Origin of the sequence: Microvirga arvi, from assembly GCF_016892765.1 — a bacterium.
In the GTDB taxonomy this organism is placed as follows: domain Bacteria; phylum Pseudomonadota; class Alphaproteobacteria; order Rhizobiales; family Beijerinckiaceae; genus Microvirga; species Microvirga arvi.
Genome location: NZ_JAFEMD010000124.1, coordinates 1 through 6,786, shown reverse-complemented (window position 1 = coordinate 6,786; position 6,786 = coordinate 1). Strand labels below are relative to the sequence as shown.

The 6,786-nt window shown below is 63.0% G+C and carries 1 protein-coding gene and 1 pseudogene; both read left to right on the top strand.

Annotated features, from left to right (window positions below):
• Positions 1 to 306, top strand: a pseudogene (locus ILT44_RS29605) (UDP-glucose 4-epimerase GalE); the annotation flags it as partial.
• Positions 307 to 1,279: 973 nt separating this feature from the next.
• A partial coding sequence (locus ILT44_RS29600) for a peroxidase family protein (protein ID WP_239468628.1) occupies positions 1,280 to 6,786 on the top strand: 5,507 nt, incomplete at its 3' end.

Here is a 6,786-nt window from a genome sequence, read left to right as displayed (position 1 = left end):
GACCTCGCCCGGGCCCATCTCGTCGCCCTTCAGCATCTCCGCAGCGGCGGCGAGTGCACGATCATGAATTGCGGCTACGGCCATGGTGCCTCGGTCCTTGAGGTCGTGGACATGGTCAAGAAGGTTTCAGGCGTCGATTTCGAGGTCCGCCTGAGCCCGCGCCGGCCTGGCGATCCCGCTCAATTAGTGGCGAAAGTCGACAGGATCAGCAGTCTCGGCTGGACGCCGCAGCACGACGATCTGGCGGACATCGTCGATCAGGCCCTGCGCTGGGAGCGGACTCTGCTGGGACGGAACGCCGCCTGACAGGAGAGGCGAACAGCAGTATCGCCGGCTTGGATCCATTCCGCTGGAGGCAGCCCACACGCTTGTCGCACAGGTCTTGAACCAAACAGGTGGGAGCCGCAGCAGGGGAACAGCGGAAACGACCTTTGCTCAAGGCCCAGCCCCAGTCCAGCCTGACGCGTTTGCGCCGCCGGTCGCCTTCTCTCGGCCGGTCAGGCTGGAGATAAGCCAGGTGCGGTGTGAGACGGCGGACAATCCTGATGATACTGAGCCATCACTGTAACGACCAAAGCCTCGTGGCTGCATTCAATGTTCTCAGAAGGCAGTGACCCTTAGCCGGGAATGACGGCGCTATGTCCGTGTGGACTGAGGGCACAGGTCCTATCAGGGAGGCGATGGTGTGCGTGAGAATTCTACGCAGCGGGGTTGCTACGACCTCCTCGGACCGTGGAGTACCTTCGATTACCCAGTGAAGAACCGCCAGTCCTGACTCTGTAGAGCCTGCCACTTGAGCTCGCCGGTCGGGGAAACCAGTCTATGGCTGTAGGCACTGGTACGCGACACAAACCGAGCTGCGGTACGCTGATCCCTCCTCATCCTGTGTTGGTCGAAAGATCAGGTCGGAGCCCTTAATCATCTCGGCTCTGCACAACCGCGCGATCTTGCACAGGCTGGCCTGCTCTCGGCACACGAGTTCAACGCTATCGGCAGCAGGGTTCTCCTTCCCGATCGCCATGGAGGCTCCTCCCGGAGGGTACATTGGACATCACCCTCCTGCTAAGACCGCTCTGCTCAGGCGGCTTGCAGGATCCTGACCAGACCGACCAAAGTCTTGGACCATGGTCGGAGTCGCGACCAACTTCCGGCCGACCTCCATCAGACCTCAGGAGGCATAGGCTCCGGCCTTCGGCGGTGGTGAACGTGCCTGCCTCCCTGTCACTCTCCCAGCATGTTCAATGCCCACAGAGGGCTCAACGGGGAACGGGGAACGACAATGGTCAATCTCGTCAAGCACGACCTGGAATTCATCCTGAAGCAGATCAAGATCGCTGAGGAGCACGCCGCCGGCGGCAATCTCGTGGATCTCGTGGCGGGCCAAGTGGGAGCCGGGGCAACGTCTCAGGCCCACCTCCTGCCCTACGGCCTGCGGACCGTCGACGGCAGCTACAACAATCTGATCGAGGGACGTGAGCACTGGGGTGCCGCCGATCAGCCGTTCCAGTGGCTGACGACTCCCACGACCCCGGACGTGGACAACGACGAGATCATGTTCGGCTCGCTGACGCCCGCGGCAGGCAGGACGACTGCGACTGCCATCTATCTCGTCAATAACAGCTACGACGCAAGCGGCGCTCCCCTCGCCAGAACGGTGATCACCACCATTCCGACCGTCACCGACGGCAGCGTCGACACCGCTGAGGTGCAGTCGCTCGGTTTCACGCCAGTGCCCGGCGCGGTCTACAGCCTGCAGCTTGGCGATCTCAAGCTCGAGACGACGCTTGATGCGACGCCCACCGCTGGCGAACTCGTGACCGCGATCCAAAGCTTGAGCGGCTATGCCGATGCACCTTTCACTGTGGGTGTCGGGACAAACAACGCGCTTGCCCTTATCTGGAAGGCGACTGGCGATGTCGTTGAAACGGCCAAATTGACGGTCACCAGCGTCGGCCCGGCTCCCGCCAATATGCTGCCGCCGGGTTCAGTGGTCGACGCCGATCCGCGGATAATCTCCAACCTCATCGTCGACCAGACCAGCCTCAACCCGGCAGCCACAGCGCTGTACGAGCAGATGCTCGACGAAGGCAAGCCGGTGTCGCGGCAGGTGCTGAAAAACCCTGATGGCACCACCGTCTACGAGCCGATCCTCGATGATCAGGGCAATCCAACCCGGGATGCCCAGAGCACCGTGATCCGGGATGTGACCAAGCCCGTCTACATCTACACCTTCAACAACGTGTCTCCCGACATCGGCGACTCGGCCCCGTACAACTCGATGTTCACGCTGTTCGGCCAGTTCTTCGACCACGGCCTCGACCTCGTGACCAAAGGCGGCAACGGCACTGTTTACATGCCGCTGCAGCCGGATGATCCCCTCTATAACCCCAATACACCTCATACCAACTTCATCCCGCTGACCCGTGTCTCACCCGGTGCGGTCAACGTGACCACACCCTGGATTGATCAGAACCAGACCTACACCTCGCACGGGTCGCACCAGATGTTCCTGCGCGAGTATGCGATGGTCGACGGCAAGCCGCTCGCCACCGGTGAACTGCTCGACGGGGTCCCGATCAACGGCGTCCGCGGACTGGCCACCTGGGCCGATGTAAAGAAGCAGGCGGCCGAGATGCTTGGCATCCGGCTCACCGATGCCGATGTGGGCAGTGTTCCGCTGTTCGCCGTCGATCCCTACGGCGAGTTCATCCGCGGTCCGAACGGGCTGCCGAAGATCATGGCGGCGCTGGCCCCGGACGGACAGCCGATCTATATAGAGGGCAGTCTCAGCAACCCCATCAATCCGTCAGCGATCCAGCTTCCTGTCGGCACCCAGATCATGGGCTCCAATGGAGCCGTGAACACGATCGAAGCCGGCGAGACGGTGTCGGCGGTTCGCACCGGCCATGCCTTCCTGGACGACATTGCGCACAATGCGGTGCCGGTGAAGGTTGACGGTCAGCTCCGGCCAGATGAGGATACTGTGGCCGGCAATGCCATTCCCGTGGACAGCCGTGGCAATGCCACTACCTATGACAATGAACTCCTTGACGCGCACTACATCACCGGCGACGGCCGCGGCAACGAGAACATCGGCCTGACTACCATCCATCATGTGTTCCACTCCGAGCACAACCGCCTGGTCGAGCAGGTGAAGGAGGTGGCGCTCGAGTCGCACGACCTGGCCTTCCTCAACCAGTGGCTGCGCGTCCCCGTCACCAGCATCCCGACCACGCCGGAGGGCATCAACGCCCTGCAATGGGACGGCGAGCGCCTGTTCCAGGCGGCGCGCTTCACCAACGAGATGCAGTACCAGCACCTGGTGTTCGAGGAGTTCGCCCGCAAGGTGCAGCCGGACGTGGACCTCTTCGTGTTCGAGCCGTCCGCAGACATCAACCCGACGATCTTTGCGGAGTTCGCCCACGCCGTCTACCGCTTCGGCCACTCGATGCTCAACGAAAACATCGACCGCATGAATGCGGACGGCACTTTCGACAACATCGCGCTGTTCGACGGCTTCCTCAATCCGGTTGAGTTCGGCTCGGCCAATCATGACGTGATGGCCGGTGCGATCGTCCGCGGCATGTCCCGCCAAGTGGGCAACGAGATCGACGAGTTCACGACCAACGTGCTGCGCAACCAGTTGCTCGGCATTCCGCTCGACCTGCCTGCGATGAACATCGCCCGCGGCCGCGAGGCGGGATTGCCATCCCTGAACGAGGCCCGCGCGCAGTTCTATGAAAAGGCAGGCCAGGACACCCAGCTCAAACCCTATGAGAGCTGGCTGGACTTTGCTCTCAACCTGCAGAACACGACCTCGATCGTCAACTTCATCGCCGCCTATGGCACGCACGCCACCATCACTGCAGCAAGCACCATCGAGGCCAAGCGCACTGCTGCCTTGAACCTGATCATGGGCCATTCGAGCCTGAACGAGGCGGATCGCCAGGCCTTCCTCAATGGCACTGGCCAGTATGCGGGCAACCTCGGCGGCCTGAACGATGTCGACCTCTGGATCGGTGGTCTGGCCGAGAAGAAGATGGATTTCGGCGGCATGCTGGGCTCTACCTTCAGCTTCGTCTTCGAGCTGCAACTGGAAAGCCTGCAGGACGGCGACCGGTTCTACTACCTCTCCCGTGTTCAGGGCTTGAACCTCTTGAACGAGTTGGAGGCCAATACCCTCGGCAAGATCATCATGAACAATACTGATCTGGGGGATGATGACGCGATGTCGCTGCCGGGCGATATCTTCTCGACGCCGACCTGGATCCTGGAGATGGACAAGTCCAAGCAGGTGACGGGCCTCGGGGCTGACAAGAAAGCTGACCCGACCCACGACGACGCGTTCCAGCAACTCGTCACCCCGCTTGTGGTGCGCAAGGATCTCGACGGCGACGGCGACGGCGACGTCCTGATCTACAATGGCGGCGACCACGTCGTTCTGGGCGGCACGGCCGAAGACGACATCCTCGTGGCGGGTGAGGGCGACGACACCGTCTGGGGCCGCGCCGGCAATGACTCCATCGAGGCCGGCTACGGCGTCGACCACATCTATGGCGGCACGGGCGATGACATCATCACCAATGCCGGTACCGATATCGGCGCGGCGGACTTCCTCGAAGGCGAGGAGGGCAATGACGCCATCCAGGGCGGCAGCGGCATGGCCCTGATCTTCGGTGGCTCAGGCCAGGACTTCGTCATCGCGGGTCCGGATGGCAAGGAGGTCTTCGGCGGTCTCGGCAATGACTTCATCGCTGGCGGTGACGGCGGCGACGCCCTCCTCGGCAATGAGGGTGACGACTGGCTCGAGGGCGGAGCGCGCTTCGACAGTCTCTCCGGAGAGAACTCGGAGCTGTTCTTCAACTCGACCATCATCGGCCATGACGTGCTCAACGGTCAGGGCAATGACACCGACTACGACGGTGAGGCCGGCGATGACATCATGTTCCAAGGGGAGGGCATCCAGCGCAACAACGGCATGGCCGGCTTTGACTGGGCCATCCACAAGGGTGATGCGGTGGCGGCCAACTCGGACCTCGGCATCCCGATCTTCGTCAACCAGGAACAGTTCATCCTGCGTGACCGGTTCGATCTGGTCGAGGGCCTGTCGGGCTGGAAGCACAACGACGTCCTGACCGGCCGTGAGGTGGTGGTCGGCGCCCGGGATGGCGCAGTCGAGGGCGACGGGGCGGACGGCGGCGGAGCGACCATTCCCGATCCGAATGATCCGCTCGACACCTACTCCAACGCGCTCCTGGAAAAGAACCTGGACCGCATCACGGGACTGCGCGAGCTCTTCTCGCACAAGACCTGGGATACCACCGACCCCGACGCGATCGTGATGGAAACGGGCGACGCCTCGGACATCCTGCTCGGCGGCGGCAGCAGCGACCGGTTCGAGGGTAAGGCCGGCGATGACGTGATCGACGGCGACCTGTGGCTGAACGTGCGGATCAGCGTGCGCAACGCCCAGGGAGTGGAGATCGCCACCGCCGACGGGATGACCGGCAAGCTGTACAAGACGGCCGCGGGGCTCATGGCGCAGGATGCGAACGATCTCTTCGCTGGAGGCAAGACCCTCTCGCAGGCGATCTTCGACCGAACCTTCAATCCGGGGCAGCTCCAGATCGTGCGGGAGCTGGTCAATGGCAACGTCGCCGGTGACGTCGACACGGCCGTGTTCCGCGGCAACCGCGACGACTACACGATCACCTACCTCGGCAACGACACCTACCGGATCGTGGACAACCTCGGCGTCGACAGCTCGGAGGCGGGCGACATTGTCCGGCGTGTGGAGAAGTTCCAGTTCGCCGATGGGGTGGTGAATGCAATTGATGTGCGCAATCAGCCCTTCGCTGTCCTGCACATTGCCTACGATCCCGATGATCTGAGCGGAACTCTGGTTGCCAGCCACCCGCCGAGTGACCGGGTGACGGGCTACCGCTGGGAGGCGCGTGCCGCGGATGGAACCTGGACGCTGCTTGGCTCCGGGCCGACCTTCACCCCCGGACCTGATCTGGCCGGCGTGGAGCTGCGGGTTCTTGCCCTGTACGATGAAAACCGCTTCATGGCCTCCGCCGAGACAGCCCTCGTCGACAGCGCGGCTCTGGAGAGGTTGGATGGGACGACAGGCCCTAACCTTATCCTGGGGTTGGACGGCGACGACCGCCTCATGGGTGATGCCGGCATAGACATTCTGGATGGCGGCGACGGCAACGACCGGCTCGACGGCGGCGACGGCAATGACACCCTGTACGGCGGGGCCGGCGACGACATCCTGATTGGCCGTCCCGGCGACAACCTGCTCGATGGCGGAATCGGGAATGACGCCCTGACCGGCGACCACGGCAACGACACCCTGGTGGGCGGCGCCGACACGGATACGGTCAATTTGGCCAATGGCCTGGAGGTCTACGACTTCGTTCGCGTCGGCGACGACATTCATGTGACGGACAACCTCGGTGCTGAGGGAGACGGACACGATGTGCTGCGCGAGATCGAAGTCCTCCAGTTCGCCGTGGAGACCGTTAACCTCTCGCTCGCGGCCACCGAAGGTGCGGAGATGCTCGTCGGCACTGCAGACGCTGATGTCATCGACGGGTTAGGCGGCAATGATCTCATCTTTGGCAACGCTGGGGATGACACCCTCAGCGGTGGCGTGGGCGCCGACACGCTCCTCGGCGGGGCCGGCTCCGACCAGATGTCCGGTGGGCTCGGGGCTGATCGGATGAGCGGCGGTGTCGGCAATGACACCTACGTGGTCGATAATGTGGGTGATCAGGTCGT